Origin of the sequence: Clostridioides sp. ES-W-0018-02, assembly GCF_020658175.1 — a bacterium.
Taxonomy (GTDB): domain Bacteria; phylum Bacillota; class Clostridia; order Peptostreptococcales; family Peptostreptococcaceae; genus Clostridioides.
The window spans coordinates 1-1,423 of record NZ_JACVVY010000039.1; the positions used below are offsets into that span (position 1 = coordinate 1).

A 1,423-nucleotide genomic window follows, 5' to 3' on the forward strand; every position below is an offset into this window, starting at 1 on the left:
GTAGATAGCATAGAAACAACAGCAGAGAAAACAAGTATAAAAGATACAGATAATCTATTTACTAGTAATAATGTAGAAGATGCTTTAAAAGAGGTTTTTCAAAGTGGAGTTAATGCTAAGAATAATGTAGTAACAGCATTAACTTCAAAAGGTGCAGATGTTACTACAAGTGATACATGGGAAGAAATAAAGAATAAAGTTAATAGTAAAGAAGGTAGATTGGATTTAAAAGAAACGAAATTATCTGGCTATACTTCATATTTAATATCAAATGGTTCTTTTAAATATATTGATAAATATTCAGGAGATTTAAAAGCTTTTGAATGTGAGAAACCTTACTTTTATGTTATTGTAGGTACACATTTAATTAAAATTAATGCAATTGATGAATCTGTAGCTTTTGATATTACTTTAGCTAGTGCTAACTTCTCATGTATTTGCATTACTCAAGAATATTTATTTATATCTGATAATACCAAATTATATAAAATAAATAAAACAACAGGGAGAGAGATACAATCTATAGAAGGTGCTTATTATAAATTGTGTGCATATGGAGATTATATTTATGGAGTATACGGAAATGAAACTTCTTCAATACTCCATAAAATAAGAATATCTGATATGTATATAATGCTAACTAAGAATTTATCATCAAATGAAATTTACAATTTTAATAGAGGCAAGTTTGTTTGCAACAAAAATGGTATTTATGCAATAACAGAACATTCAAACACAAGTAGTATTACAGACTGTCATTTATCTAAAATAAATTTTGATTTTACTATAGCTAAAGATTTTAGGATAGGTGGATATTTGTATGAAAAAAATATTAAGTTTTTAAACGATTTTGTTTTTGTATCTGATAGATATGCAAGTATTGAAGTTGATAGTAGTAACAAAGGCGGTTTAGTCAAATATGATGCAAATTTAAATTTGATTATTTCTGATGGTGCTAGTCATTGCACAAATTTCGATATATATAACGGTTATATATATGTTATATATCCAAATTCTAGTAATCCTTTCCAAAAAAAGGACTTAAATGCTTTTACGACAGTTAAAAGTTGTGGTGCACTTTATGATGCATCTCCAGGGAAAGATATGATTATAATAAATAATTTAGTTTTTTTTATTAATTATGGTATTTACAGAAATGTATTATCAAAAAAGGTTTATTCAGATGAAAAAGGAGAAGAATTATGATTTATTTAGGAAATTTAATGGATACAGAAGAAGAAAATATAAAATATATTGGGATGATACACTATGAACCAAGCGTATTATCAGAGGAAGATTTAAAAGAGGGTATTTTAGTTGAGAATTTACCAACTCAAAAATATATAGAAAATAAAGAAGCAAAGTTATTTATAAATATAAATACTAAAGAGGTTTTCTATAGATATACAGATATTAAAAGTAG

At 25.4% G+C, this 1,423-nt stretch carries 2 protein-coding genes; both read left to right on the top strand.

The window, feature by feature from the left end; genetic code table 11:
• Window positions 1-9 precede the first annotated feature (9 nt).
• A complete protein-coding gene (locus IC219_RS21270; protein ID WP_227832039.1) occupies window positions 10-1,206 on the top strand; it encodes a hypothetical protein in 1,197 nt (398 codons plus the stop codon).
• Window positions 1,203-1,423: hypothetical protein (locus tag IC219_RS21275; protein ID WP_227853502.1), on the top strand; the 221-nt coding region annotated here is incomplete at its 3' end. The genes IC219_RS21270 and IC219_RS21275, both read left to right, overlap by 4 nt.